The following is a 25,808-nucleotide window of genomic DNA, read 5'->3' as shown; positions in this document are numbered from 1 at the left end:
TTAAGTGCTCTTTTTTTATTAAAAAAGGCATGAAAAAAATATTTTTTTTGCCAAATTTTTTCAATTTCAATAGTATGATTTCTTCTCTTTTTGGCTTAAAATCATTTTTTAAACACGGTGTAAATGATTAATAATCAGTTATTTAGTTAAAATTTTACCAATTTGCAAAATATCGACGAACTGTATTGTTTAATAGGTGAAGTACATTTTTTGGAATAAAATCCTAAGAATGATTTTATTTGTTTTGAAAGCTCTGAAGATCAATTATACTTGTTAAAATTTACTTAAAATGTTAACACTAATAAAAAATTGAGAAGGTTTAAAATATCTTTTGTAAATTAGAACTTAAAAAAAATAATGACCTCTTTTTGAGGTTTCAAAACTTCTGCTTATGAAAAATTTAATTTTAATACGTCATGCAAAGTCAAGTTGGGAAGCTCCTCTAAAAGACTTCGATAGACCTTTAATGAAAAGAGGAATTTTAGATGCGCATGATGTTTCTTCTACTATTTCTAAATTTCTTCCAAAAACATACATTATTTGGAGCAGTACCGCAGCACGAGCTTCAGAAACGGCATTAATTTTTGCACAAAATATTTCATATCCTATAGAAAGTATTGTTTATAAAGACGACCTTTATACTTTTGATGATAAACAACTCGAAAAGGTTATTAAATCATGTGATAATAGTTTCGAAAGCGTTATTCTTTTTGGACATAACGAGGCTATTACAAATTTTGTTAATAAATTTGGGGATGTTTTTATAGAAAATGTCCCAACCTCAGGCTTTGTATCTTTACAGTTTGATTCAGAAAGCTGGGATACTATAAATAAAGGCAAAACCCATAAAACAATTTTCCCCAAAGATTTAAAATAAATATAGTGTACGAACAAAAATATATCGATAGAGAAAAAAGCTGGTTAGCGTTTAACGCAAGAGTACTTCAGGAAGCGGGTGATAATACGGTTCCACTTTTAGACAGACTTCGTTTTGTTGGAATTTTTTCAAACAATTTAGATGAGTTTTTTAGAGTTCGTTATGCTGCAATAAGAAGATTGAGTCTCTCTGGAATTTCTGGCGAAAAATATTTAGGCGGAGTTTCGGCACATCAATTAATTAAAGATATTACAGAAATTGTAATTCAGCAGCAATCAGAAAGCTTACGTATTCTAGGAAATATTGAAGCTGAACTTGAAACAGAGAATATTTTTATTATAAACGAAGATCAAATTACCAAAAATCAGGAAAGTTTCCTGAAAGACTTTTTTATGCAAAAATTAAGTCCAGAATTGGTAACTATTATATTGAATGATTTGGCAGAATTCCCTGTTTTAAAAGACACTTTAGGATATCTTGCCGTTCGTTTAGAAATGACAAACAACGAAGTACGTTACGCTGTTATAGAAATTCCAAAAACGATAAACAGATTTGTTGTTCTTCCATCTGAAGATGAGAAACAGTATGTAATTTTAATTGACGATGTTATTCGTTACAACTTAAAAAACATCTTTAACATATTTGATTATAAAAGTGTTTCAGCACATATGATCAAGATTACTCGTGATGCTCAGTTAGATATCGACAGTGATTTGAGTAAAAGTATGCTCGAGAAAATTGCAACATCAGTAAAAGACCGCCGAATCGGTGAGCCAGTTCGTTTTATCTATGATAATTTAATTGAAGAGGATACTCTGCAGTTCTTTTTAGATAAGATGAAAATTGTTGAAACAGATAGTATAATTCCTGGTGGAAGATATCATAATCGCCGTGATTATATGAGTTTTCCTAATTTAGGACGCTATGATTTGCTTTACAAACCAAATGAACCTCTGCCAATTCCAGGTTTAAGTCTTGGCGGAAGCATATTAGAAAAAATTAGTAAAAAGGATTATTTATTACACGCTCCTTATCAGTCATTTTCTTATTTAACTAAATTCTTGCGTGAAGCAGCTTTAGATCCAAAAGTAACCAGTATCAAAATTACTTTATATCGTCTAGCTAAGAATTCGCAGATTATTAGTTCTTTAATTAATGCTGCAAAAAACGGAAAGAAAGTAGTGGTTCAAATCGAGCTTCAAGCGCGTTTTGACGAAGCAAGCAATATTTCGTACGCAGAGCAGATGCAGACCGAAGGTATTGAGCTTATTTTTGGAATTAAAGGTCTTAAAGTACATAGCAAAATATGCGTTATAGAAAGACTTGAAGAAGGAAAAACACGTCGTTACGGTTTTGTTTCTACAGGGAATTTCAATGAATCGACAGCAAAAATTTATACAGATGTTACTTTGTTTACCTGTAATCAAGGTATTTTGAAAGATGTTACCAAAATATTCGAATTTTTCGATATAAATTATAGAGTACACAGATACAAGCATTTAATAGTATCGCCGCATTATACAAGGTCAAAATTTGTTAAACTTATTGATCGTGAAATCCTTCATGCTTTAGCTGGAAGAAAAACGCATATTAAGTTAAAAATGAATAGTTTATCTGATTTTAAAATGATCGATAAATTATATGAAGCCAGTAATGCAGGTGTAAAAATTCAACTGCAGGTAAGAGGAATTTGTTCTCTGATTCCTGGAATCCCTGGAATGAGTGAAAATATTGAAGCTATTAGTATCGTCGATAATTACTTAGAACATTCAAGAGTTTATATTTTTGGAAACGCAGGACTTAATGAAGTGTATATTTCTTCGGCCGATTTTATGACACGTAATCTTGACGGCAGAGTAGAAGTTACCTGTCCAATCTATGATCTTGAAATTAAAAAAGAATTAATCGATAACTTTAATATTGCTTGGAAAGGAAACGTTAAAGTAAGATACCATTCTTATAAATTAGATAATAAGTACAAACCTCGAAATCATCATGCATCATTTAGAGCGCAGTTTGAAACCTATAAATATTATCAAAACAAAATTAAAAAGTTCGAAGAAATTCCGCAAAAAGTAAATCAATAATAATAGAAAACAATTTCAAATCATAAAGTGAGCATGATTAATATAAGGAAATTTGCAGCAATAGATATTGGATCAAATGCCATGAGGCTTCTGATATCGAATGTTGTAGAGCAAGATGGCAAAGAACCGCAGTTTAACAAAAGTTCACTTGTTCGTGTGCCAATTCGTTTGGGACAAGATGCCTTTACAGTAGGTGAAATTTCAGAAGAAAATATAGATCGAATGGTTGATGCTATGAAAGCATTCAATCTTTTGATGAAAGTACATAAAGTAGAACGCTATATGGCGTTTGCAACTTCGGCAATGCGCGAGGCATACAATGCAAAAGAGGTTGTGGCTCTAATTAAGAAAAAAGCCGACATTAAAATCGAGATTATTGATGGTAAAAAAGAAGCGGCTATTATAGCTTCAACAGATTTACTTCATTTACTAAAAACAGATGAAACCTATTTGTTTGTTGATGTTGGAGGTGGAAGTACCGAGTTTACTTTATTCTCTGACGGGAAATTGATTAATTCTAGATCTTTTAAAGCAGGAACCGTTCGTTTATTAAATAATATGGTGCACGATGTAGTTTGGGATGAAATTGAAAAATGGATCAAAACTAATACCGCAGACTATGATGAAGTAACACTTATAGGTTCTGGCGGAAACATCAATAAGTTGTTTAAAATGTCTGGCAAACAGCAAGAAAAACCGCTGTCATATATCTACATTAATTCACAATACGCGTTTTTAAATTCGCTTACTTACGAACAACGAATCGCTGAATTAGGATTGAATTCAGATCGTGCCGACGTAATTATCCACGCAACAAGAATTTATCTTAATGCAATGAAATGGAGCGGAGCACGCCAGATTTACGTTCCTAAAATTGGACTTTCTGATGGTATCGTGAAAGCAATGTACTACGGGAAAATATAAATTATTCTTTCGCCATAAATTACACAAATTTGCACTATTTTTTTTATTTACATTATAAAATGTAATTCCAGTAAATTTGTGTAATTCGTGGCAAACTTTTTAAAAGATACTTAGATTATTTTAAACTTATTTAAATGAACAAAACTAGACTCGAAGCCTTTAGTGATGGTGTTTTAGCAATCATTATCACCATTATGATTTTGGAAATTAAGGTACCTCAAGGGCATGAATTTACAGACTTGAAACCGCTTATTCCGAAGTTTTTAAGTTATATTTTGAGTTTTATTTACGTTGGAATTTACTGGAATAATCATCACTATTTAATTCATGGTTTATCAAAAGTAAACGGAAAAATTCTTTGGAGCAATCTGCATTTACTATTTTGGCTTTCTTTAATTCCAGTTTCAACTGGTTGGATGGGAGAACACAATTTCGAAAAAGCAGCAATGGCTTTGTATGGAATTATTCTGCTGCTTTGCGCAATTTCTTATGTAATTCTTCAAAAAACAGTTCTTGATGTTGAAGGGAAAAATTCTGCGTTGGCAAAAGCTTTAGGGAGAGATTTAAAAGGAAAAGCTTCAGCAGTTTTATATGTTATTGGTATTGCAGCTTCATTTTATAATGTTATTATTTCTGGAGCCGCTTATTTTATAGTTGCAATGTTATGGCTTATTCCAGATAAAAGAATTGAAAGAATTTTTTCTTAAAAGAGTAATTTTAATACTATAAATGAAAGCTGTTTTTCAATCAATTCAGGAATTATCTAATGAAGAGTTGTCACATTTAGATGATTTAATCACTTTTAGAAAACTCAAAAAAGGAGATTTTTTACTAGAAGAAAATCAGATTTGTAATGAAATAGTATTTATAGAAAAAGGAATTCTACGTTCTTTTTTTATGAATCATAAAGGTGATGAAATTACCAATTGTTTTGCTTTTGAAAACGATTTTATGGCGTCATTTGCCAGCTTCATAACACAAGAAAAAGCCGAAGAAAGTATTCAAGCATTAGTTGATACAGAATTGCAGGTTTTAGATCGAAATGCATTAGAAAAACTTTATAAATCAAGTTATAACTGGCAGGAAATAGGCAGGAAGTTAACCGAAATGGAGTTTGTAAATCTTCAAAAACGAATGGTAGATTTTCAAAAATTATCTGGTGCAGAACGTTATGAAGCACTTTTTAGGAATCATCAAAAATACCTTCAGTTGATTCCGTTACAATATTTAGCATCCTATTTAGGAGTTACACCAAGACATTTAAGCCGAATTAGAAAAGCGGTCTCGTAAGCGCTTTTAAGAAATTCTAAGAAGGTTCTTTATCTAGGTGTAAAGCTGTGAATTAAATTTATATTTAGTTTTTTTAGGACATTTGTCTAGTAAAAGAAAACCCGCAGAAAGTATTTTTGAAAAAAGAAAAACATGAGAAAAATACTGATTATAAATGGACACCCAAATCCAGACAGCTTTAATTTTGCCATTGCTGCCGAGTATCAAAAAGGCGCATCAGCTTCTGGAGCAGTGGTGGAAACAATTACAATTGCAGCTCTGAATTTTAATCCAAATTTAAAATTCGGATATCAAAAACGAACAGAACTAGAACCGGATTTATTAGAATCGTGGGAAAAAATTAAAAGAGCTGATCATTTAGTTTGGATTCATCCCGTTTGGTGGGGCGGACTTCCTGCAATTACAAAAGGCTTTATTGATCGATTATTTTTACCTGGAATGGCATTTCAGTACAGAGAAAATTCTGTGTGGTGGGATAAATTATTAAAAGGAAAAACGGCACATATTATTACAACTCTTGATCAACCTGGCTGGTATTATAGATTGTTTTTTGGAAGACCAAGCGTGAATCAATTAAAGAAATCAACTTTAGAATTTTGTGGTGTAAAACCAGTAAAAGTAAGTTATATCGGAATCATAAAAACAGCAAAAGAAAGTCAAAGAAATAAATGGCTTGAAAAAGTTTATAATTTCGGATTTCTAAATAAATAATGCTGCTAAAGTTAATTGCTGTTTTTTATTTCATGTAAAAACAATTCGTATAAATTTGCAGCGAAAAGAGTATAAAATTATCCAGGTAAATCCAATCCAAATGTTGAACGTAAAAGCTCAATGTTTGGATTTATTTCATGTAAACGATTGTATTTGTCTTGGTCGTTGAAACTTCTTTTAATCTCGAGTTTTTCATTTACAATTACTTCAATTGTGATGTCGTGATTGTGAAGATGACCTCTTAGATGTCCTAAAAGTGCATTCATCTGACTTTCGAATTCTAGTTTAGAACCTTCGTTCGGAAGTTCGTAAGTGATGTTGGTTCCACTTAAAACCGGATCGTTGATTAATAAGATCGACTCCATGATCTTTAAACCTTTTTGACCCAAACGCTCTGCATATTTATTCCATTGCACAAGCATTTCGGTTTCGGTAAACTCTTCAGTAGGAAAAACAGATGTTGGTTTTACATAAGATTTAGTGCTTTGTTCAAGTTCTTTCTTCTTGCGAATACTAGCCAAAGAAAATGCAGAAACCTTTGCTTCACCACCAGTTTCGGCTCTTGGAGTTTCAATCTTCGGAGTTTCAATTTTCGGAGTTTCTGGAACAGCCGTATTTATGGCAGCAGAATTATTATTGACTTTTTCTTCCGTTTTTGAAGTTTCAGTCTGACTTTCGACTTTTGACTTTTGACTTGGAACTTCAACAATAGAAAAACTTCCGTTTTTATAATAAGTAGGAGGGATTATGTATTGCTCAACTTTTTTTTTTCTCCATCAAAGTTGATAGAGGCAAGTTGCATCAAGCATAATTCGACTAAAAGACGTTGATTCTGACTCAATTTATATTTTAAATCGCAGTCATTTGCAATATCAATTCCTTTTAATAAAAATTCTTGAGAGCATTTTTGAGATTGAACGCCATACATTTGCTGTGCTTGTTCTCCAACTTCTAATAAGGAAATAGTTGCAGGAGTTTTGCTAACCAATAAGTCTCTAAAATGAGAGGCTAATCCAGCAATAAAATGATGCCCATCAAAACCTTTTGATAAGATATCGTTGTAAGCCATTAAAAGATCTGGAATTTTGTTTTCCAAAATCAAATCAGTAATACTTATGTAGGTTTCGTAATCTAATACGTTTAGATTCTCAGTTACAGCCTGACGTGTCAAGTTAGTTCCGCAATATGAAACCACACGGTCAAAAATAGATAAAGCATCACGCATTGCGCCATCAGCCTTTTGAGCAATAATGTGCAAAGCATCGTCTTCAAAATTGATTCCTTGACTTTGAGCAACATCTGCTAAATGTTCTTTAGCATCTTTTACCGTAATTCTTTTAAAATCAAATATCTGACAACGAGATAAAATCGTCGGAATGATTTTGTGTTTTTCTGTTGTCGCTAAAATAAAAATAGCATGCTTTGGCGGTTCTTCTAATGTTTTAAGAAAAGCATTAAAAGCAGCCGAAGACAACATATGAACCTCGTCAATAATATAAACTTTGTATTGTCCGGTTTGCGGCGGGATTCGGACCTGATCAATAAGGCTTCGAATATCATCAACCGAGTTGTTTGAAGCGGCATCTAACTCAAAAACATTAAATGCAAAATCTTCATTAGGATCGTCATATCCAGGCTGATTTATTTTTCGAGCCAAAATACGTGCACAAGTAGTTTTTCCAACTCCACGCGGTCCTGTGAATAAAAGAGCAGAAGCAAGGTGATTACTGTCAATAGCATTCAACAAAGTGTTTGTAATGGCTTTTTGTCCCACAACATCCTTAAAGGTCTGCGGGCGATACTTACGAGCCGATACTACAAATTGTTCCATATTCTTTTTATTCGATAGCAAATATATGACTTTTGTTTCGTTGTTTAAAGTCGATTTTGCTTATTTGACGAAATTCTTTTTCTTTAAAATTACAAAAATCAAACTTAGAAATAATACGATGTTGACTATCAAAGATATGATGATATATCTGTTGTATGTTTCAAGTTTAGTCTCGTTTTTTTCTTTATCAGAAATTTCTTTTTGAGATTTTTTATATACTCTTAATTTCTCTATTTGATAAATCCAATCTTGTAAATTTCGATTTTCAAATTTCAGATCCCAGACATAAAAAGACAATGATTTTATTTGATTATCTGTCTTTTGTGACATTTCTATTTCTGGTGGAGAAGGCATGGAGTCGCTCCCATAGGGTTTAAAACCAGTACTTGGAGAACAACTACTCACTTCGATAGTTTTATCGTTATTAAAATTAGCATAAACAATCCAAAGTTGTTTTAGGGATGGAATAATAGAACAATTACCAGAATACTTTTGCGTAATGAATAGAGAATTGTATTTTCCTTTAAAGAGTTCTACGATTCTAAAAGTATATATTCTGTTTATTGAATCTACTTTTGTAACTTCTCCATAAAATACAATTTCATACTTTAATCCTATTTCTACCATATTTTCTCGGTCAATTGGGTTACAGTCACATGAAAAAGAATTCGTGCAAATAAAAAAGAATGCAAAAACAAAAATGTATCTAAACTTCATAAAGTTGATTTTGAATACAATAATAATTAAATTTTTGTAATAAAAAATGTGTTATTTTTAATCCGAAACTAAAATGACCAATTAACAAAAATATTAATTTGATATTTCATGAACGCAAAACAAATAGTTAGATTCAGCAATATTATTGGAATCACATCAATACTTTTATTAGTGTATTGGGTATTTACTTTTATAACCATTCAGGTTTTTGGCTTAAAAGTTTTTAAAGAGAATATGACCGAGACATTTTATCTAAGTATTTTAGGAATTCTTGCTTTGATGGTTGGTTCTCTGATTATCAATTTAATGTTTAATTTGACCAGAATTGCTGAAAAACATAATCTAGATGCAGTGAATGATAAATCAAATAGATTGCGGTTTTTGACTTTGATTTTGATTTTTCCCCTGATTGCTATTATTTTATTTGGCGGAGATTATTTGACCTCGGCTAAAAAGGAAAAGCGATTGATTAAATCGGCTGAATCAATTATTGCAATTAATAAAGCGAATAGCGATAAATTAGTAAATTATAGTTTTTCTGAAAGCTATATAAAAGAGACTGCTGATATTTTGGACATTTTGTCTAAGACAGATAAAAATTTTCCCAATGTTACTGTGATTGTAAAAGATTCAGTTAAAGGCTCTCAGGTTTATTTGGGCTTTAGTGATTATTATGAAGGAAATTTGAAAGACTCGATTCATCCACAAAAGCAGCGTTATATTTATCAAACTACAAAAGAAGAGAGAGATTATTTGAAAAGTGTTTTTGAGAAAGGAAGCAACGAATTGCGTTACAGTTCGCATAATGGTTATTATGAATTATTTTATCCGTACGAAAAAAACGGAAATAAAGTAATTCTGTATTTTTCAGAACAACAACGTTATGGAAAACTTGGAAGTTAATTTCTATTAGTAACAACTTTAGAATGTTTTAGATAATAAATCGTAATCCCATTTTACATGAAAAAATATTTAATACTCTTAGTAATTATAATTAGTTCTTTTAAAAATCAAGCACAAACCGCTCAAGATACGTTAGAAATTAAACGAGCAGCTTTGGCATATATTGAAGCACAGCATAATCCAAATCCAAAATTGATGGAAAGCGCCTTGCATCCTAGAATGGTAAAAAGATCAGTTTTTAGAAATAAAGTGGCACAGAAAGATTATATCTCTGAGTTTTTTGCTGAAAACATGGTTATACTGGCAGAAACTTATAATGTAAAAGGCGATAAATTTCCAAAGAATCCAAGAAAAGAAATAAAATTGTTAGATGTTTCTGCAAAAACAGCGTCAGTGAAGTTACTTGCAGATGCATGGATAGATTATATGCATATTGTAAAAATAAATGGCGAATGGAAAATTATAAATGTACTTTGGCAATATAATGATGTAAGGCAGCACGAATAAAAAAAAGCCTTCTTTTTATTGAAAAAATCATATCGTTTTTCTAGTTAGATACTATTTATTACCAATTTTTGGTAACTTTGTAATATAGAAAGTTAAATCATGGGAAGAAATACATCAATATCGCTTGGAAATCATTTTGAAAACTTCATTGAAAATAGTCTTTCTGAGGGAAGGTTTAAGAATGCAAGTGAAGTTGTTAGAGCAGGATTACGTCTTTTAGAAGAAGAAGAGAATAAATTACTTATTTTGAAAAAAGCTGTTCAGGAAGGACTTGAAAGTGGACGTGCTGAGAACTTTGATTCCAAAAAACATCTTGAAAGTTTAAAAGCAAATAGAAAACATGGCTAAATATCATTTGACAAATAAAGCTGTTGAAGATTTAGCTGATATTTGGAATTATACTTTTGATGAATGGTCAGAAAATCAAGCTGATAAATATTACCTTTTGCTTTTAGATTCTTGTCAGGAATTGGCTGAGAATCCAAATCTTGGAAAAAAATATGATACTGTCGCAGAAAGTTTATTTGGGTTTAAATCAAACCTGCATATTCTTTTTTATCAAATTATTTCAAACACCGAAATTGAAGTTGTTAGGATTCTTCATGGAAGAATGGATTTAAAAAGTAAGTTTTAATTCTTTTGTAAAAAAAATACTAAGATAAACTTCTTTTTTATGTCATCCCGAGGAACGTATAATCTTCGCAAGAAACTCTGCAATGTAAATAACCAATTTTTCGGCGAGCTGCTAATGAAAATTCTTTATTCTTCAAGATGACATAGATTGTTATTCCTTTACTTTTAAAATGGATAACGTAATTTCCTTATTGAACAGAAGACTGGTGGTTTTGACTTCTGAAAATTACCTTCCTTTAATGCTTAAATCAAATAAAAGTTTAGTGGTTTCCTGATCTGCATCGGCAGAAAAACCTGCTACAAAAACACCTTTTTTGCCATTACTGGACTTAATTCCGTATACAACTGCCTCATCGCCTGGGTCTGATTCCCCTTCGTATCGATACACATGTACAATTTCAAATTTCTCAGGATTTTTTTTAAGAATGTCTGAGTTGAGATTAAAATCGCACGTAAACCCTTTTTCATGCAATTGATCTAAAGCTTTTGAAACAGTTGCGTAGTGATACATCCTAATCATAATATTTCAATTTAAAAATTATCGAATTTTAAAGATAACTATTTTAAAATTAAAAAGTTATGATAAAACTCATAAAAACAGAAATTTAAAATCATTATTCTTAGCTCATAAATCGCTACTTTTGCAGCGCAGACCGCCTTATCGCTGCCCGCTACGGTGGGGAGAGGAAAGTCCGGACACCATAGAGAAGCATAGCGGGTAACACCCGTCGGTCCTGATAGCTGTCGGGATTAGGACAAGTGCAACAGAAAGTATGTACAGGTAATGCTGTAGTGAAACCAGGTAAACTCTATGCGGTGAAATACCAAGTATATCAACATTTAAGGGCTTCTCGTCCGTTGTTGAAGGGTAGGTAGCTCGAGTTTCGAAGTAATTCGGAATCTAGATAAATGATAAGGCCTTGATTTATCAAGGACAGAATCCGGCTTATAGGTCTGCTTTTTTTATATATTTGTGAAACTCTACTAACCTGTTTTCATGAATATAACCGCTCCAAAATCTTCTTCAAAGGCAAAAAAAAGCCTTTTTAATGCCATAATTACAAATCTTACTTTTTGGGTTTTAATAGCAATTATTGCGGGTATTTTACTCGGACATTTTTCGCCTGAAAATGGTGTGAAAATGGAAATTTTAGGAGCGAAATTTATAAGTCTTATCAAGTTGTTTATTGGCCCGATTATTTTTCTGACGATTGTTTTGGGAATTTCTGGAATGGGTAATTTGAAGAAAGTAGGACGAATTGGCGTGAAAGCTTTAGCTTATTTTGAAGTTGTTTCTACTGTAGCTTTAGCAATTGGCGTTGCAGTTGCTTATATTTTTAAACCCGGAAAAATTGATAAATCAGGATTAACTTTAGGCGACGCAAGTCAATATACAAATGGTGCTGCAAAAGATTTTTCATGGCTGGAGTTTTTTCTTTCCAATTTTACATTACAGGTTTTATTAGCGGCTATTGTATGCGGAATCGCTTTAAATTTTTATAAAAAGAGAGAACAAACTATTCTAGTTTTAGAACGGTTTTCAAATGTCGTTTTCTTCGGTTTAAAATATGTTATGTATCTCGCGCCAATTGGTGCTTTTGGCGGAATGGCTTATACAATTGGAAAATTTGGATTAGGAACTTTAATTCCACTCGGGAAATTAATGCTTTGTGTTTATTTAACGATGGCGTTGTTTGTTTTTCTAATTTTAGGAAGCATTCTGCGTTATTATAAAATAAGTATACTTTCGATTTTAAAATATATTAAAGAAGAACTTTTATTAGTTTTAGGAACATCATCTTCAGAAGCTGCTTTGCCAAGTATTTTGGTGAAACTAGAGCAAATGGGCTGCAGTAAATCGGTCGTAGGATTGGTGATTCCAACAGGATATTCTTTTAATCTCGATGGAACGTCGATTTACTTATCAATGTCAGTTATATTTTTGGCACAATTGTATGATGTGCACTTGAGTTTCTTTGAAATTTTAACTGTTATTGGTATTTTAATGATTACTTCAAAAGGTGCCGCAGGTGTTACCGGAAGCGGATTTATTGTTTTAGCCTCTACTTTAACAGCACTTCATAAAATACCAGTTGAAGGTTTAGCGTTTCTATTAGGAGTTGACAAATTTATGAGTGAAGCCAGAGCCATTACCAACTTAATTGGAAATACGGTCGCGACAATTATAATTTCGAAAACCGAAAGAGATTTTACAGAGCTTGATTTGAATCCTGTTTTGGAAGAATAATATAAGTGCTCAGGTGAGAAACGGTTTTCTTTGTCGAATTACAAGTGTGATTTCTCGTTCCTCGAAATGACAAAATTACGCGTTATAAGTGGTGTAATTAGTGATAAAAAAAAGGCTATGAAAAGAATTGGAATTTTAGGACTTGGCGGCGTTGGCGGCTATTTTGGCGGACTTTTAGCGAAAGAATATTATAAGTCTGAAGATGTTGAAGTGGTTTTTATTGCACGCGGTGAAACTCAAAAAGCGATTACCGAAAACGGATTGAAAATTGTAACAGATGATTCTGAAACAATTGTTTTTCCTAGTTTAGTTTCAAATAATCCTGACGAAATTGGCGAATTAGATTATTTAATTTGTGCGACCAAAACGTATGATATTGAAGAAAGTTTAACGTCTTTGAAAAAATCTATTAAGAAGGAAACGGTGATTTTACCATTGTATAATGGAGTAGACGCGCAGGAAAGAATCCAAAATATATTTCCCGAAAATGAAGTTTTACAAGGTTGTGTTTATATTATCTCGATGATCTTTTCACCCGGAACAATTCGTAAAATTGGCTTTTACGAAAAGTTATTTTTTGGTTCTAAAACCGCACCATTTTCAAAACTAGAAGAGCTGCAAAACATCTTCAAAAAAGCAAAAATAGAAAGCTACTTAGTTGCAAATATTGAAGAAACGGTTTGGGAGAAGTTTATTTTTATTTCGGCATTAGCCTCGGTAACTTCTTATTTAAATCAGAATATTGGTGAGATACTGCATAATTTAGAATCTAAAGTAATTTATATTGAACTGCTTCATGAAATCGAAGACGTGGCGCAGGCAAAAGGTCTAAAATTACCAGAAGATATTGTTGCGCAAACTATTGTAAAGTTAGAGAAATCTCCAAGAGAAGCAACATCATCTATGCACAGAGATTTAATCGCAGGTAAAAATACGGAAGCAGTTTCGCTCACACAGTTTGTTGTTAATGAAGGAAGAAAATATTGTGTAAAAACGCCTCTTTACGAAAAGATTGCTGCTATTTTAATTAAATAATACGATTATATCTGTAAGAAAATAATTTACTTTTTTAAGCTGTGGTATGTTTTTAATGTTATTTTTGCCCAAACCAATTTAAAATAACCAATGAAGAAAAATTACCTATTTCTATTACTTTCTGTTCTTTTTATAAATGCAGTTAATGCGCAAGACGATGCTCCAACTGCAGTAGCAAAACATCAGTTTAAAATTAATTTATTGCTTCCGGGATTCGTTTATGAACACGGATTTAATTCTAAAAACACCTTGTATTCTGAAGCAAGTTTAGGTTTAGGTTTTCAAGCCAATTCGAACAATTCGAATTTTGCCATTTATCCTACTATTAATGAACAGTTTCGTCATTATTATAATCTTGAAAAAAGAGCAGAGAAAGGAAAAAGAACAGCAAGAAATTCAGGGAATTATTTAGCCGCAAATGCAGTTTATAGTTTTGGTTCGATTTCTACAAATGATAATTATAGAGAAGCTTCTTCTTCGTTTACGCTTGGCGCCCTTTGGGGATTGCAGCGTACGTATAAAGGAAGATTTAATTTAGAATTTAATGCTGGACCGGGAGTGAATTTTGACGAATATGACACGGAATTTGTTCCAATCATAAATTTCACCTTAGGCTGGGTAATTGGAAAATAAAGCTCGTTTAAAATAGAAAAACCTTGATTTTATCAAGGTTTTTCTATTTTAAACTCTAAGCCAATACTTCGAACGCTTTCAATACTGATTTTTGGATCTGAATTAAAATATTTTCTAAGTCTGCTGATAAAAACATCCATGCTTCGTCCAGAAAAATAATCGTCTTTTTTCCAAACAGACATTAAAATTTGTTCTCTTTTTAACAGCTGATTATGGTTAAGATATAAATATTCAATAAGTGAAGCTTCTTTTTCTGTGAGCTGTTGAACGTGATTTCTATTATTAAGAGTTAAACGTTCGTTATCAAAAATATACGAACCAATTTCAATTGTATTATTTCCTTCTAGGCTTCTCTTTTGCTCGAGTCTCTTCAATATGTTCTGCAAACGCAGAATCAGCTCGTCGACTTCAAAAGGTTTTGCTATATAGTCGTCAGCGCCAAGTTTTAATCCAATGATTTTGTCTTCTTTTAACTTTCTTGCAGTTAGAAAAATAAAAGGAGTCTCGGGATTTATTGTAATCATTTTTTCAGCCAATGAAAACCCGTCCAATTTGGGCATCATGACATCAAGAATACAAATATCGAAAGTCTGGTTTTTAAAATGATCTAAAGCTATTTCGCCATTTTCTGCCCAGGTTACTTCAAATTGATGAAGCTCTAAATATTGTTTTAAAATCGCTGCAAAGTCAAAATCGTCTTCAGCTAAAAGTAATTTTTTCAAAATATGGTAATTAAACTTTTAATAAAATTGTAAACTGAGTTCCTTTTCCTAAATCACTAATAACGTTAACAGAGCCCTGATGTGCTTTTACGATTTGATCAACATAATATAGTCCTAAACCCAAGCCTTTTGTATTGTGAAGATTTCCTTGTTCTACACGATAAAATTTATCAAAAAGAAGTGATTGTTTGTTTTTTGCAATTCCAATTCCGTCATCTTCAAAACAGATAGAAAACTGATTTTCTACGATTTTTGTTCTTACAGTAATCGTGTTCGAACCATATTTTACCGCATTTTCTAAAACATTTAAAAGAGCTGTTGTTAAATGAAATTTATCCAGAACTAAAATCGTTTTCTGAGTTTGAAAGTCAGTTTTAAGGTTGATTTTTGGAAAAGCAATTTTAAAATCATCGACAATTATCTGAAGGAAATTCTCAGTTTCAATTTTTTCCTTTTGCAATTCGATTTCATTTTCAGCCAAAGAATTTGCCATAACTTGATCAATCAAATTTTGAAGACGATTGTTCTGACGTGAAATTGTATTGACAATTGAGTTGAAATTCTCATCGTTGTCACGAATGTTTTTTTGTTCCAAAATTTTGGTTGAAATACCCAAAGTTGCTAAAGGAGTTTTAAGTTCGTGTGTAATATTATTGATGAAATCTGTTTTTACATCACTTACCTTTTTCTGTTTAATTAAAGCTTTAAGTGCAATTACAAAAAGCGAAATTAATGTAAGAATTGACAATAATGATAAAGCGAGAATAAAAGCCATTCGTTTTAAAATAATCAATTCCCAATCGATAACCGAAACATACATCGAATCTTCGGTAAGTAATTTATATTCTTGATTTTCAAAAGTTCCGTTTGTAGTTCCAACATAATTTCGAACTAAAAAAGCATGATTTAAAGATGACAGATTTCCGTATAATTTATTTTGTATAAAAGGCTTTTCAGAGAAAATTGTATCTCTTTTTTTAGCGTTTTTGTAAAGGATAAATTTATTTAGAACAATAGCAAAATCAATTTTGAAATTGGGTAAATCTCTTTCAAACTTTCGTTGAATTTTCTGTGTTAACGCATCATTAGATTTGCTTTCTAAAATGCCTTTTTTAATATCAATTTTAGAATTTTTGCCTTTAATATATTGTTCCGATAAATTCTTGTAAAGCGCTTCTTTTTTTGAAACTAAAGCAGCGTCAATGTCACTGTAATTATTTGTAATTGCAGCAATCTCATTCTTGATCTGTGTATGAAACTGCGCCACTTTATAATCGTAAGCAGTTTTGACCAAATAACATTGTACTGTCGACAAGACAAGTAGTGCGACAACAGAAAGCGTTATTAATAAATTGATTCTTTGCTTCATAAACTTAAAAATTCACTTCAAAAATACTGCTTTTGTGAGATATTCCAGTCATTAACTCAGCATTAACCTTCAATTAACCTTGATAACTCTTTTTTAGAAGCATTTTTGCATCATCTCAAAACAAAAAACTAAAAATGAACCTTTATTTGCCATTAAAACTCCTTATTGCACTTTTGCTTTTTTGTCTTTCATTTGCTGCAAATGCACAGAGTGAAACTCCAAAAGACTCTATTTCAAATCAATTGAACGAAGTTGTTATCAATCAGAATAAAAAGACTTTTACAAACTCAAACGGAAATATAAAAGTTGACGTTGCAAATTCTATTTACAATTCAATTCCAAATACAGTCGATTTGCTGGCAAAATTACCAACCGTTTTAGTGAGTCCAGATAAAGAAACTATTACAGTTGTAGGCAAAGGAAGTCCGCTGATTTATATTGACAACCAAAAAGTGGGAATGAATGATTTGAATGCTTTGGCTCCAGCCGATATTAAAACTATCGAAATTATTCAAAATCCATCTGCAAAATATGAAGCGGAAGGAAGATCTGTGATTTTGATTACAAGAAAGTTTAGTAAAAAAGATAGTTTTAGAACCGATATTTCTGAAACAGCATCTTTTAAAAAACAGTTTAATAATTACCTCGGATTTAATTCTAGTTTTAAAAAGAATAAATTAGAATGGAAAGCAAACTTCAATTATAATCGTCTAAATCCGTGGGAAAATCACAGTATCGATTACCAAATTCCAAATGCAGAAATAGCTTCCAAATATGATGTAACAGCTCAAACAAAAAGAAAACAATTTATTTTTGGCGGCGGTGTGTTTTATAAAATAAACGAAGATGATTATTTCTCGTTTAGTATCAATAGTAAACTGCAGACAGATACTTTTCCTATAAATACAATTACAGATAATAAAAATAAAGATGTAGAGAATAATGTTATCACTTACAGTGATAATGAAGGAGACAAGAATTTTGTAAACGCATTTTTGAATTATTCTAAGAAAATTAAAGCAATTGATATGCTTATTTTTAGTGGTTTTCAATATTCGAATTTCGATCAAAAATCGTGGAGTAATGTGCAAGATAATTTTAATAATACGCAATTTGAGATGTCTCAAAATCGTGATCAAGATTTTAAAGTGAATGTTTTTTCGGGAAGAGTTGATACAGAGAAAAAGTTTAAAAATGATCTGAAATTAGAAATTGGAGGATTGTATTCATCTGCAGATTCAAAATCGGATATTGATATTTTTTATTATAAAACGGGTGTTGATGAAATAAGTAATTATGATTTCAAAGAACAGAATTTGGCAGGATACAGTCAGTTTTCAGGAAAGATTAAAAAGGTTGATTTCTCATTTGGAGTCAGAGTTGAAAATACGAATGTTAACGGAAAGTTTAAAAGTGATTTATTGCCTTTGGTTGATAAAAATTACACGAAATTCTTTCCAAAAGCACAATTCACATTTCCAATTGACAGCACAAAAAGTATTAGTGTAAACTATTCAAAAAGTATATCAAGACCCAATTATTCGTCTTTAAGTCAGGGAGCTACATATATAAATCCATATTTTTTGTATGCCAGAAATATATTTTTAGATCCCACAATGATCAATGAAATTTCCTCGACTTTTCAGTATCACGATAAAACGGTTAAATTGAGTTATTATAAAAATACAAATACAGTTTATAACAGTTTTACGTTTGATGAACAGAATAATATAATGACTTTTAAAGATGTGAATTTTGATAAAGAAACTGGTTTTAATCTTGATTTTGAATTGCCTTTTACTTATAAGTTTTGGACAACGAGTAATTCACTGATTTTTATTTTAGAGAAAATCGAAGATCCTTCCGCAGTATTTATGACTTCGAAACCCTATTTTTATTATTACTCCAATAATGAATTTAAGCTCTCAAAGGAATATAATTTTGTGTTGAATTTTTGGGGATTGACAAAACAGAAAGTTGGTGTTTTTGAAAGAAACCCAATGTTTGTTGTTGATATGGCAGTTTCGAAAACCTTTTTTAAGAAATGGAGTTGTACTTTAAGCTGGAATAATATTTTTAAAAACACGATTAGAACGGAGAATTTCACCATTAATGCTGTCAGTTCGAAAGCACGATATGTAGTGGATTCTCATGAAATTTCGATTGCGTTAAAGTACTCTTTTGGAAAAGTGAAAGAAAGTGAGTTTAAAGGAAAAAGTATTGATGAGAACGAAAGCAGAGTTAAATAAAAAAGAAAAAACCTTGAAAATTCAAGGTTTTTTTATGCTGTAAAAAGAAAATTATCCTTCGTCTTCTTCCGTAATTTTTATTGGAGTATCACCTGGTAATTCTTCATCGTCATCTGTCGAATTTAATTCGAAGAAACTAAAGAAAGAACCTCCGTAACTTTTTTGAAATGAAAAATTACTCAAATGATCTAGTTTGGTGTACTTTGAATGTTCGATAATCATCATGCCGTCTTCGTGAAGCAAATCTCTTTCGAAAACCGTTAAAACAATTTTTTCAAAAGTGTTTTGATCTAATCCATAAGGAGGATCGGCAAAAATAATATCGTAAGATGTTTTACAGTTCTCCAGAAATTTAAAAACATCGCTTTTGGTAGCCGCAATGTCAAAATCATATTCTGACGAAACTTGTTTAATAAATTTCACGCATCCAAAATCACCATCAATAGAGGTAATTGGTGCGCTTCCACGTGATGCAAATTCGTAGCTGATATTTCCGGTTCCCGAAAATAAATCTAAAACCTTTAAGCCGTCAAAACTAAAATGATTATTCAAAACATTAAATAATGCTTCTTTACTCATATCAGTCGTAGGTCTTACAGGAAGGTTTTTTGGCGGAAAAATGCGGCGTCCTTTGTATTTTCCTGAAATAATTCTCATGATTGAAATAAGATATAATGTTTTTGATTCTGAGCAGTTGTATAATTGTTTTTTTCTTGTAATGTGCTTACATCTAAGAAAGATACATTACGAATATATTTGTATGCAATCGCATAAAATGGATCGTTTTGGGTTATTGTACCCAATAATTCCAGTTGAAAAAGTTCTGGATTTAAATTGGTTTGTTCGGCCGTAAAAAGTAAATAATAAATAAAATCTTCTGGAGTTTGATATTCAAAAGAGTTAAATAATAATAGTTTTTGGTTTTGAACTACTATAACCTCAAAATGATTTGGGTTAAAGTTTACCACCATTTTTTTCTCGTCATTATTTCTTGAACCTTCCAGAATTTTTTCGACTAGAATACTATTTACGTGTTTGTACTCAAAAGACCCGACGTTATCAATTAGAAAATTATTGATATTTATGTACGGGATATAAACAGAGTTCATTTCGTAATTTGAGATTTTATCGAAAGTAAAAAAATCGGATTCAAATACTTTTGTACTGTACTGTAAATAACTGCCTAGATAATTTTCATCAAATAAAGCAGTTGGTACAAAGGTTGAAAGATTGTTGTTATGAATGACTAGAATATCATCGTAGGTTTCTTTTAATTCAGGATAATTTTTAAATGAAGCTGAAAATAAGTCCTCGATTTTATTTTGTTTTTGAGAAGTATCAAATTGTACTTCGTTAAACGAAGTAATGGTATTATTTAAAGTATCAAAACAGCAAAATGAAAATCCATTCAGTGAAACCTGAATCGAAAGTTTTTTATAATTTTTGGAAATAATGTTAGTGTTTTGTAATGACATATTGATTTACAATTCGTTACCTGTTTTACAAGAAAGAATTTAAGGCGACTACAAACTTACAAATTAAAAAGGAACAATTATAATTGCAATTTCAAAAAACAATATTACAAGGAAGTTACTAAAGTTTTATCGTTGTGTTATTTTTTTAGAGTTTAATCAATAAACGATATATGGTATTTAAGCTTAGAGGATTTTTTTTTTATTATTGAGATCATTTAAGCACTATCAGCATCAAAAGGAAGCGTTTTATATGGTACTTTAAAATTACGTCGCTCATTGTGTGTAATATATAGATATTTGTTTAAACACATAGAAACATAGATTTTATAGTTTAAAAAGAATACAAAAAGAAACACATTTCTTTCACATAAGCTTGCTTTGTGCATTTTTGTTAAGTGAAATGCTTTTTTTGTTAAGTCAGAGTCTATCCCGATAGTTATCAAGACTATGTGTTAAAGATAAATATCCTCAACGAGTTAAATATCTTATATCACTTATATGGTTTCAAATTATTGCCATTGCCATTAAAAAAGGCGACCTTTGTATTTCAAATTTTCCTTATGAATTCAGCATTGTTTTACGGCATTTTACAAAAAAGATTTCCATTTGCACCCACATACAAACAGGATATTTTTTTTCAAAAAATTGCTATTTTTTTAACCGAACCAGTTAACGATACCATTTTTGTATTAAAAGGATATGCGGGAACCGGAAAAACAACGGTGATTTCGACAATTGTAAACAATCTTGGCGACATAAATAAAAAGTTTGTTTTGCTTGCACCAACTGGACGCGCTGCAAAAGTAATTGCCAATTATTCGAATACGCCGGCTTTTACTATTCATAAAAAAATATATTTTCCTAAAAAATCGTCGGGTGGAGGAGTTGCTTTTACAAAACAACTTAATAAACATAAAAACACCATTTTTATAGTTGATGAGGCTTCGATGATTTCAGACAGTACTTTAGACAGCGGTTCACTTCTTGATGATTTGATTAATTACGTTTATTCTGGAACTAATTGTAAAATGATTCTTTTAGGAGATACAGCACAGCTTCCACCGGTAAATTTAGATATAAGTCCAGCGTTAGATATTCAAACACTCGGAATACATTACGATAAAGAAATTGAACATATTGAACTAGATGAGGTAATGCGTCAGGAAGAAAGCTCGGGAATTTTGTTCAATGCAACTGAATTACGTGAGCTGTTGAAAGAAAGTTTTATTACGGAGTTTAGATTCAATGTAAAAAAGTTTAAAGATATCGTGCGTCTTACAGATGGTTATGATATTCAAGATGCGATAAATACAGCTTATAGTAATTATAGTATTGAAGATACTGCTTTTATTGTGCGATCTAATAAAAGAGCAAATCAATACAATGAACAAATTCGAACTCGGATTTTGTTCAAAGAAAGTGAACTTTCTGTAGGTGATTTTTTGATGGTAGTTAAGAATAATTATTTCTGGCTTAAAGAAACAGATGAAGCTGGTTTTATTGCAAATGGCGATATTATTGAGGTTCTCGAAATGTTTGGAATTAAGGAATTATACGGATTTACTTTTGCGAGAGTAAAAATAAGAATGGTCGATTATCCAGATCAAAAGCCTTTTGAAACGGTGTTACTTTTGGATACTATAAAAAGTGAATCTCCATCATTGACTTACGAAGAATCAAATCGTTTGTATGAAGAAGTGATGAAAGATTATGAAGACGAAACAACAAAATATAAGAGATTTCAAAGAGTAAAAGAAAACGAATATTTCAATGCTTTACAGGTAAAATTTTCTTATGCTATAACGTGTCACAAATCGCAGGGTGGACAATGGAATACGGTTTTTATAGAACAGCCTTATTTGCCAAATGGTATCGATCGCGATTATATTAGATGGTTGTATACGGCTATGACACGTGCTAAAAATAAGTTATATTTGATAGGATTTAAAGACGAGAGTTTTGAGGAATAATTTTTTAGCCGCAGATTAAAAATGATTTTCACAGATTTTATAATAAATGACGTGCTAAAGTTTTTTTTTTTGAAATCATTTTAATCCTTTTAATCTGTGGCAAATAATATTTTACAATGACAACACTAAACGACTTACATTCGATTTCGTCAACGTTTTCGAATACTGATAAAATGCCGGTTCTGTTTTTAGGACATGGAAGTCCTATGAATGCAATTGAAGAAAATCAGTTTGTGGCTGGTTTTCGCAATTTGGCAAAAACATTACCGCAGCCCAATGCTATTTTATGCGTTTCGGCACATTGGTTTACTAAAGGAACCAAAGTTACTTCAATGCAAATGCCAAGAACAATTCATGATTTTGGAGGTTTTCCACAGGCTTTATTTGATGTTCAATATCCTGCGAAGGGAAGCCCTGAATTAGCGTTAGAAACCAAAAGAATCTTAGATCCGGTTCAAGTAGATTTAGATGAACATTGGGGGTTAGATCATGGTGCTTGGAGTGTAATAAAGCATTTATATCCAGAAGCAAATGTTCCTGTAATTCAGTTGAGTATTGATTATACTAAATCAGGTCAATATCATTTTGAATTAGCACAAAAACTGCAGTCACTGCGTCGTAAAGGTGTTTTGATTATTGGGAGCGGAAATATTGTGCACAATCTTAGAATGGTTGATTTTAGAAATTTTGATAAAGATAATTATGGTTACGATTGGGCAATTGAAGCTCGAGAAACGGTGAATAATTATTTATTAGGTGGGAATTTTCAGCCGTTAATAGATTTCGAAAAAATGAACAAAGCTGTTCAATTGGCAGTTCCAACGCCAGAACATTATTTGCCGTTATTATACACCTTAGGATTAAAAGAAAAATCAGAAGAATTGAGTTTATTCAATGATAAACTTCTGGCTGGTTCGTTGAGTATGACCTCAGTAAAAATTATTTAAAAATTGATTAGAAATTTTACCGCAAAGCATGCAAAGTTATTTTGTTTGGGATTACGCTTATAAAGTGTAAAAGTTCGCAAAGCTTTATCAATATAGCTTTGCGAACTTTTGCGCTTGATATAACCTTGCGAATAAAACAACTTTGCGCCCTTTGCGGTAAAATGCGTTTCGCAGATCCGGTTACAAAGTAGTCTATTTTTCTAGATTGTATGCATATAGATATCCATCAGCACTTCCAAAATAAATTGTACTATTATTGATAGATGGTGAAGAAAGGATTGAGCCTAATTTGTAAAATTGATCCATTACTTTTTTGCTGTTGTCGTAGTAAGACAGATCTTCGTTTTGACCTGCATATCCAAAATCTAAAAGATCATTTTTCAAAATAGAGTTTGCATATTTTTTACGATTGTCAGTACTTATAGTATTTGATTTTTGTCCATTAGAAAGTAAATCCAGTGAGAAGAAATTTCCAGTGAAATCACCAAAATAAACTGTATTTCCTGCTATTACAGGTGAGTTATAAACATAGCCATTTGTCTTGAATCGGTATTTTTCAGCGCCGGTTTTTGCGTCAAGTGCCAATAAAACATAGGTATCAGAAGTTCCTACATAAATAGTTCCATTTGTGATGACAGCAGTGCTTAGAATCCAAGAATTTTCAGCATCATATTTCCAGATTAGTTTTCCTGTTTCGGCATCAAGTGAAAAGAAGTGAGGATCGCGCGCTCCAAAATATACTTTTCCGTCAGAAACTGCCACAGACGATTGTATACCTTTAAAACCTATTTTAGTAGAAGTAGCAAAATGCCATATTTCTTTTCCAGTTTCTGCATTCAATGCGTATAGAACGGCATCCCAGCCGCCAACGAAAACTTTGTTTTTATCTATAACAGGAGTTCCATGAACAGGACCATTAGTTTTAAACTTCCAGTTTACATTTCCGGTTTTTGTATCAAGCGAATAGATGTTTCCGTCGCTGCTTCCAAAGATAACTTGAGCTGTTTTTTTATTTTGGTATACAACTGGCGATGATAGGTAAAAACTCCATAAATCCTCCATGTATTGTGTTTCAGGTTTCATTCCACCTCCGCCTTTTTCTCCCATCCAGTGTTCTCCGCCCGTTTTGAATTTCCAAATTTGTTTTCCTGTTTTAGTATTTACCGCGTAATAATTGCCGTCAAAACTTCCAAAGAAAACAGTATCCTCAAAAATGCTGGGTGAACTGTGAATCGCGCCATCTGTTTTAAATTTCCACTTTAGATTTCCTGACTTTTCTTCAATTGCATATAAAAAGCCATCTTCGCTGCCAATATAAACAATTCCGCTTTTGGTAATGGGTGAAGAGAAGATTTTACCTTCGGTTTTAAACTTCCATTTTAGAGTTGTCAGCGGCTGATAACCATTGCCGTCAAAGATGTTATTTGCAAATGCATTTAGTGGAGCAGCATTATTTTTTTGGCTTAAAGCCGAATTAATAAAAGTTAAATTCAATAAAAACAGAACCAGAATCGACGATTTTCTCATACTTTTTTTTCTGATAAATATACTTTATTTTTTAAAACATTGGCAATCAGTTTTATAACGATCTGTGGTAATTATGTTTTTTATCTTAGGTTTGAATAGTTACATTTGTTTTACTTAAAAAAGATTTACAATGAAAATAATAGCGGTAATTCCGGCGCGATATGCATCGACACGTTTTCCTGCAAAGCTTATGCAGGATTTAGGAGGCAAAACAGTAATTCTACGAACATACGAAGCTGCAGTTTCGACAAAATTATTTGATGATGTTTTTGTAGTAACCGATTCTGATTTGATATTTGATGAAATCGTTTCTCATGGCGGAAAAGCAATTATGAGCATTAAAGAACATGAATCTGGAAGTGACCGAATTGCAGAAGCTGTAGCCAATCTTGATGTTGATATTGTTGTAAATGTACAAGGTGATGAGCCTTTTACGGAAGCAGCGCCATTAGAGCAGGTTTTGTCAGTATTTAAAAATGATGCGGATAAAAAAGTTGATTTGGCTTCGTTAATGCGTGAAATTACAGATGAAGATGAAATCAATAACCCAAATAATGTAAAAGTGGTAGTAGATCAATCACAGTTTGCATTGTATTTTTCTAGATCAGTAATTCCGTATCCAAGAGATAAAGAGGCTGGAGTTCGTTATTTTCAGCACATCGGAATTTACGCGTTTAGAAAACAAGCGTTATTAGACTTTTACAGTCTTCCTATGAAATCTTTAGAAGCTTCTGAGAAGTTGGAGCAATTACGTTATTTGGAATTCGGAAAACGTATTAAAATGGTTGAAACAACACATGTTGGAATTGGGATAGATACTGCAGAAGATTTAGAGAAGGCGAGAGCTATTCTGAAGGATATTTAATTGCTCCTAGTTTGAAGCTGATTAAACAGATTCGCTTTCGTAAAAGCGCGGATTTAAATGGATTTCTAATTTAATATGCGCGTTTTTTGTCATTTCGACGAAGGAGAAATCTTCGTAAGAAACTCCGTGCAGTTAATCTCCAATCTTTGTTGAGCAGCTTGTGAAGATTTCTCCTTCGTCGAAATGACATACTCGGCGGTTACTTTGGATAAAGAATATCTTTGTCGAATTCCGAGTGTGATTTCTCTCTCGAAGCCTCGGGATCGAAATGACAAACTTTATGGTCAC

General features: G+C 31.7%; 27 protein-coding genes and 1 other RNA gene. 19 read left to right on the top strand and 9 right to left on the bottom strand.

Annotated elements, in window-relative coordinates:
• Positions 1 to 391 precede the first annotated feature (391 nt).
• The 6 genes from B0A81_RS00355 to B0A81_RS00330 all read left to right on the top strand — a co-directional run bounded on the left by B0A81_RS00355 (position 392) and on the right by B0A81_RS00330 (position 5,889).
• Positions 392 to 877 (top strand): SixA phosphatase family protein, encoded by a 486-nt coding sequence (locus B0A81_RS00355; protein ID WP_089056155.1) that lies wholly within the window; start codon positions 392 to 394, stop codon positions 875 to 877.
• A gap of 5 nt (positions 878 to 882) precedes the next feature.
• Entirely contained in the window at positions 883 to 2,964 is a 2,082-nt protein-coding gene (gene ppk1, locus B0A81_RS00350; RefSeq protein ID WP_089056154.1) for a polyphosphate kinase 1, read from the top strand.
• 33 nt (positions 2,965 to 2,997) lie between these two features.
• Positions 2,998 to 3,888, top strand: a complete 891-nt coding sequence (locus B0A81_RS00345) for a Ppx/GppA phosphatase family protein (protein ID WP_089056153.1) — start codon at positions 2,998 to 3,000, stop codon at positions 3,886 to 3,888.
• A gap of 134 nt (positions 3,889 to 4,022) precedes the next feature.
• Complete coding sequence (locus tag B0A81_RS00340; protein WP_089056152.1) at positions 4,023 to 4,595, top strand: TMEM175 family protein; 573 nt, start codon at positions 4,023 to 4,025, stop codon at positions 4,593 to 4,595.
• 22 nt (positions 4,596 to 4,617) lie between these two features.
• Positions 4,618 to 5,178 (top strand): Crp/Fnr family transcriptional regulator, encoded by a 561-nt coding sequence (locus B0A81_RS00335; RefSeq protein WP_089056151.1) that lies wholly within the window; start codon positions 4,618 to 4,620, stop codon positions 5,176 to 5,178.
• A gap of 132 nt (positions 5,179 to 5,310) precedes the next feature.
• The gene (locus tag B0A81_RS00330) at positions 5,311 to 5,889 is read left to right on the top strand and encodes an NAD(P)H-dependent oxidoreductase (protein ID WP_089056150.1); all 579 of its coding nucleotides are present in this window, start codon (positions 5,311 to 5,313) and stop codon (positions 5,887 to 5,889) included.
• Positions 5,890 to 5,966: 77 nt separating this feature from the next.
• Here the strand turns inward: B0A81_RS00330 and B0A81_RS00325 are convergent, their stop codons facing one another.
• On the bottom strand, positions 5,967 to 6,410 hold the full coding sequence (locus B0A81_RS00325; RefSeq protein ID WP_165768024.1) for a DNA polymerase III subunit gamma/tau: 444 nt from the start codon (positions 6,408 to 6,410) through the stop codon (positions 5,967 to 5,969).
• Between B0A81_RS00325 and B0A81_RS21585 the strand changes: the two genes are divergently transcribed.
• Positions 6,394 to 6,561 carry a hypothetical protein gene (locus B0A81_RS21585; RefSeq protein WP_165768023.1) on the top strand — a complete coding sequence of 56 codons (168 nt, stop codon included), beginning with the start codon at positions 6,394 to 6,396 and terminating at the stop codon, positions 6,559 to 6,561. The two genes, B0A81_RS00325 and B0A81_RS21585, sit on opposite strands and share 17 nt — an antisense overlap.
• Positions 6,562 to 6,634: 73 nt before the next feature.
• On the opposite strand, the gene dnaX is transcribed toward B0A81_RS21585, so the two are convergent.
• Positions 6,635 to 7,720: a DNA polymerase III subunit gamma/tau gene (gene dnaX / locus B0A81_RS00320; protein WP_089056148.1), complete on the bottom strand. Its 1,086-nt coding sequence runs from the start codon at positions 7,718 to 7,720 to the stop codon at positions 6,635 to 6,637.
• A gap of 60 nt (positions 7,721 to 7,780) precedes the next feature.
• Complete coding sequence (locus B0A81_RS00315) at positions 7,781 to 8,437, bottom strand: hypothetical protein (protein WP_123922143.1); 657 nt, start codon at positions 8,435 to 8,437, stop codon at positions 7,781 to 7,783.
• A 108-nt stretch (positions 8,438 to 8,545) separates the two neighbouring features.
• Here B0A81_RS00315 and B0A81_RS00310 point away from each other — a divergent pair, with 108 nt between their 5' ends.
• The 4 genes from B0A81_RS00310 to B0A81_RS00295 all read left to right on the top strand — a co-directional run bounded on the left by B0A81_RS00310 (position 8,546) and on the right by B0A81_RS00295 (position 10,481).
• Entirely contained in the window at positions 8,546 to 9,340 is a 795-nt protein-coding gene (locus tag B0A81_RS00310; RefSeq protein ID WP_089056146.1) for a peptidase, read from the top strand.
• A gap of 57 nt (positions 9,341 to 9,397) precedes the next feature.
• Entirely contained in the window at positions 9,398 to 9,847 is a 450-nt protein-coding gene (locus B0A81_RS00305) for a nuclear transport factor 2 family protein (protein ID WP_089056145.1), read from the top strand.
• Between the two features lie 99 nt (positions 9,848 to 9,946).
• On the top strand, positions 9,947 to 10,195 hold the full coding sequence (locus B0A81_RS00300; protein WP_089056144.1) for a type II toxin-antitoxin system ParD family antitoxin: 249 nt from the start codon (positions 9,947 to 9,949) through the stop codon (positions 10,193 to 10,195).
• Positions 10,188 to 10,481 carry a type II toxin-antitoxin system RelE/ParE family toxin gene (locus B0A81_RS00295; protein ID WP_089056143.1) on the top strand — a complete coding sequence of 98 codons (294 nt, stop codon included), beginning with the start codon at positions 10,188 to 10,190 and terminating at the stop codon, positions 10,479 to 10,481. The genes B0A81_RS00300 and B0A81_RS00295 overlap by 8 nt, the downstream gene beginning before the upstream one ends.
• A gap of 225 nt (positions 10,482 to 10,706) precedes the next feature.
• Here B0A81_RS00295 and B0A81_RS00290 read toward each other — a convergent pair whose 3' ends face one another.
• Positions 10,707 to 11,000, bottom strand: a complete 294-nt coding sequence (locus B0A81_RS00290) for an SH3 domain-containing protein (RefSeq protein ID WP_089056142.1) — start codon at positions 10,998 to 11,000, stop codon at positions 10,707 to 10,709.
• Positions 11,001 to 11,125: 125 nt separating this feature from the next.
• Here B0A81_RS00290 and rnpB point away from each other — a divergent pair.
• The 4 genes from rnpB (at position 11,126) to B0A81_RS00270 (ending at position 14,396) form a co-directional block, all read left to right on the top strand.
• Positions 11,126 to 11,445: RNase P RNA component class A (rnpB, locus tag B0A81_RS00285), an RNA gene on the top strand.
• Between the two features lie 32 nt (positions 11,446 to 11,477).
• Positions 11,478 to 12,728: a cation:dicarboxylate symporter family transporter gene (locus tag B0A81_RS00280; RefSeq protein WP_089056141.1), complete on the top strand. Its 1,251-nt coding sequence runs from the start codon at positions 11,478 to 11,480 to the stop codon at positions 12,726 to 12,728.
• Between the two features lie 66 nt (positions 12,729 to 12,794).
• Positions 12,795 to 13,763 carry a ketopantoate reductase family protein gene (locus B0A81_RS00275; RefSeq protein ID WP_244281186.1) on the top strand — a complete coding sequence of 323 codons (969 nt, stop codon included), beginning with the start codon at positions 12,795 to 12,797 and terminating at the stop codon, positions 13,761 to 13,763.
• A 90-nt stretch (positions 13,764 to 13,853) separates the two neighbouring features.
• On the top strand, positions 13,854 to 14,396 hold the full coding sequence (locus tag B0A81_RS00270) for a hypothetical protein (protein WP_089056140.1): 543 nt from the start codon (positions 13,854 to 13,856) through the stop codon (positions 14,394 to 14,396).
• Between the two features lie 32 nt (positions 14,397 to 14,428).
• Here B0A81_RS00270 and B0A81_RS00265 read toward each other — a convergent pair whose 3' ends face one another.
• Entirely contained in the window at positions 14,429 to 15,118 is a 690-nt protein-coding gene (locus B0A81_RS00265; protein WP_089056139.1) for a response regulator transcription factor, read from the bottom strand.
• A 10-nt stretch (positions 15,119 to 15,128) separates the two neighbouring features.
• Complete coding sequence (locus B0A81_RS00260; protein ID WP_089056138.1) at positions 15,129 to 16,487, bottom strand: sensor histidine kinase; 1,359 nt, start codon at positions 16,485 to 16,487, stop codon at positions 15,129 to 15,131.
• Between the two features lie 134 nt (positions 16,488 to 16,621).
• Between B0A81_RS00260 and B0A81_RS00255 the strand changes: the two genes are divergently transcribed.
• Positions 16,622 to 18,736 carry an outer membrane beta-barrel family protein gene (locus tag B0A81_RS00255; protein ID WP_089056137.1) on the top strand — a complete coding sequence of 705 codons (2,115 nt, stop codon included), beginning with the start codon at positions 16,622 to 16,624 and terminating at the stop codon, positions 18,734 to 18,736.
• Positions 18,737 to 18,787: 51 nt separating this feature from the next.
• Here B0A81_RS00255 and B0A81_RS00250 read toward each other — a convergent pair whose 3' ends face one another.
• Together B0A81_RS00250 and B0A81_RS00245 are read right to left on the bottom strand one after the other, a co-directional pair.
• Positions 18,788 to 19,393, bottom strand: a complete 606-nt coding sequence (locus B0A81_RS00250) for an RsmD family RNA methyltransferase (protein ID WP_089056136.1) — start codon at positions 19,391 to 19,393, stop codon at positions 18,788 to 18,790.
• Entirely contained in the window at positions 19,390 to 20,211 is an 822-nt protein-coding gene (locus B0A81_RS00245) for a DUF3822 family protein (RefSeq protein WP_089056135.1), read from the bottom strand. Before B0A81_RS00245 ends, B0A81_RS00250 begins: the two co-directional genes overlap by 4 nt.
• Before the next feature lie 560 nt (positions 20,212 to 20,771).
• Here B0A81_RS00245 and B0A81_RS00240 point away from each other — a divergent pair.
• Positions 20,772 to 22,181 (top strand): ATP-dependent DNA helicase, encoded by a 1,410-nt coding sequence (locus B0A81_RS00240; protein WP_089056134.1) that lies wholly within the window; start codon positions 20,772 to 20,774, stop codon positions 22,179 to 22,181.
• A 116-nt stretch (positions 22,182 to 22,297) separates the two neighbouring features.
• Complete coding sequence (ygiD, locus tag B0A81_RS00235; RefSeq protein WP_089056133.1) at positions 22,298 to 23,128, top strand: 4,5-DOPA-extradiol-dioxygenase; 831 nt, start codon at positions 22,298 to 22,300, stop codon at positions 23,126 to 23,128.
• 192 nt (positions 23,129 to 23,320) lie between these two features.
• On the opposite strand, the gene B0A81_RS00230 is transcribed toward ygiD, so the two are convergent.
• Positions 23,321 to 24,655 (bottom strand): PQQ-binding-like beta-propeller repeat protein, encoded by a 1,335-nt coding sequence (locus B0A81_RS00230; protein ID WP_089056132.1) that lies wholly within the window; start codon positions 24,653 to 24,655, stop codon positions 23,321 to 23,323.
• Between the two features lie 130 nt (positions 24,656 to 24,785).
• On the opposite strand from B0A81_RS00230, the gene kdsB reads away from it, so the two are divergent.
• Positions 24,786 to 25,520, top strand: a complete 735-nt coding sequence (gene kdsB, locus B0A81_RS00225; protein WP_089056131.1) for a 3-deoxy-manno-octulosonate cytidylyltransferase — start codon at positions 24,786 to 24,788, stop codon at positions 25,518 to 25,520.
• Positions 25,521 to 25,808: the final 288 nt, after the last annotated feature.

The organism is Flavobacterium plurextorum (assembly GCF_002217395.1).
Lineage (GTDB): Bacteria > Bacteroidota > Bacteroidia > Flavobacteriales > Flavobacteriaceae > Flavobacterium > Flavobacterium plurextorum.
This window is presented reverse-complemented; position numbering and strand designations above follow the sequence as displayed.

Excerpts from the sequence above, each read along its gene's own strand:
- B0A81_RS00355 (WP_089056155.1), top strand. The coding sequence starts at position 392 with ATGAAAAATTTAATTTTAATACGTCATGCAAAGTCAAGTTGGGAAGCT.
- B0A81_RS00345 (WP_089056153.1), top strand. The coding sequence starts at position 2,998 with ATGATTAATATAAGGAAATTTGCAGCAATAGATATTGGATCAAATGCC.
- B0A81_RS00340 (WP_089056152.1), top strand. The coding sequence starts at position 4,023 with ATGAACAAAACTAGACTCGAAGCCTTTAGTGATGGTGTTTTAGCAATC.
- B0A81_RS00335 (WP_089056151.1), top strand. The coding sequence starts at position 4,618 with ATGAAAGCTGTTTTTCAATCAATTCAGGAATTATCTAATGAAGAGTTG.
- B0A81_RS00330 (WP_089056150.1), top strand. The coding sequence starts at position 5,311 with ATGAGAAAAATACTGATTATAAATGGACACCCAAATCCAGACAGCTTT.
- dnaX (WP_089056148.1), bottom strand. The coding sequence starts at position 7,720 with ATGGAACAATTTGTAGTATCGGCTCGTAAGTATCGCCCGCAGACCTTT.
- B0A81_RS00315 (WP_123922143.1), bottom strand. The coding sequence starts at position 8,437 with ATGAAGTTTAGATACATTTTTGTTTTTGCATTCTTTTTTATTTGCACG.
- B0A81_RS00310 (WP_089056146.1), top strand. The coding sequence starts at position 8,546 with ATGAACGCAAAACAAATAGTTAGATTCAGCAATATTATTGGAATCACA.
- B0A81_RS00305 (WP_089056145.1), top strand. The coding sequence starts at position 9,398 with ATGAAAAAATATTTAATACTCTTAGTAATTATAATTAGTTCTTTTAAA.
- B0A81_RS00300 (WP_089056144.1), top strand. The coding sequence starts at position 9,947 with ATGGGAAGAAATACATCAATATCGCTTGGAAATCATTTTGAAAACTTC.
- B0A81_RS00295 (WP_089056143.1), top strand. The coding sequence starts at position 10,188 with ATGGCTAAATATCATTTGACAAATAAAGCTGTTGAAGATTTAGCTGAT.
- B0A81_RS00290 (WP_089056142.1), bottom strand. The coding sequence starts at position 11,000 with ATGATTAGGATGTATCACTACGCAACTGTTTCAAAAGCTTTAGATCAA.
- B0A81_RS00280 (WP_089056141.1), top strand. The coding sequence starts at position 11,478 with ATGAATATAACCGCTCCAAAATCTTCTTCAAAGGCAAAAAAAAGCCTT.
- B0A81_RS00275 (WP_244281186.1), top strand. The coding sequence starts at position 12,795 with ATGACAAAATTACGCGTTATAAGTGGTGTAATTAGTGATAAAAAAAAG.
- B0A81_RS00270 (WP_089056140.1), top strand. The coding sequence starts at position 13,854 with ATGAAGAAAAATTACCTATTTCTATTACTTTCTGTTCTTTTTATAAAT.
- B0A81_RS00260 (WP_089056138.1), bottom strand. The coding sequence starts at position 16,487 with ATGAAGCAAAGAATCAATTTATTAATAACGCTTTCTGTTGTCGCACTA.
- B0A81_RS00255 (WP_089056137.1), top strand. The coding sequence starts at position 16,622 with ATGAACCTTTATTTGCCATTAAAACTCCTTATTGCACTTTTGCTTTTT.
- B0A81_RS00250 (WP_089056136.1), bottom strand. The coding sequence starts at position 19,393 with ATGAGAATTATTTCAGGAAAATACAAAGGACGCCGCATTTTTCCGCCA.
- B0A81_RS00245 (WP_089056135.1), bottom strand. The coding sequence starts at position 20,211 with ATGTCATTACAAAACACTAACATTATTTCCAAAAATTATAAAAAACTT.
- B0A81_RS00240 (WP_089056134.1), top strand. The coding sequence starts at position 20,772 with ATGAATTCAGCATTGTTTTACGGCATTTTACAAAAAAGATTTCCATTT.
- ygiD (WP_089056133.1), top strand. The coding sequence starts at position 22,298 with ATGACAACACTAAACGACTTACATTCGATTTCGTCAACGTTTTCGAAT.
- B0A81_RS00230 (WP_089056132.1), bottom strand. The coding sequence starts at position 24,655 with ATGAGAAAATCGTCGATTCTGGTTCTGTTTTTATTGAATTTAACTTTT.
- kdsB (WP_089056131.1), top strand. The coding sequence starts at position 24,786 with ATGAAAATAATAGCGGTAATTCCGGCGCGATATGCATCGACACGTTTT.